The organism is Pseudomonas sp. SIMBA_067, assembly GCF_046534675.1.
Taxonomy (GTDB): Bacteria; Pseudomonadota; Gammaproteobacteria; order Pseudomonadales; family Pseudomonadaceae; genus Aquipseudomonas; species Aquipseudomonas putida.
Genome location: NZ_JAWRYH010001412.1, coordinates 1 through 233, shown reverse-complemented (window position 1 = coordinate 233; position 233 = coordinate 1). Strand labels below are relative to the sequence as shown.

Sequence of the window (233 nt, the reverse complement as noted above, 5' to 3'; positions counted from 1 at the left end):
CGCCGAGCCAATTTTGGCGTTTTACCGCACATTAAACGAAGAAAAGATGTTGTGTGCATTCAATTTAAGCGGGGCAAAAGCAGAGCTTGCTATTGATATTGTTGTTGAAAAAGAGCATAACACGCTTTCTCATTACAACGCGCAGCTTAATAATAAAACACTGACCGTTGAGCCATTTGGTAGTTATTACGCCAACTGCAGTTACTATTTAAAATTATTACAAATAAAAAACC

At 37.3% G+C, this 233-nt stretch carries 1 protein-coding gene; it reads left to right on the top strand.

Features of this window, described 5'->3' with window-relative positions:
* Nucleotides 1-233: hypothetical protein (locus SB765_RS34035; RefSeq protein WP_410933084.1), on the top strand; the 233-nt coding region annotated here is incomplete at both ends.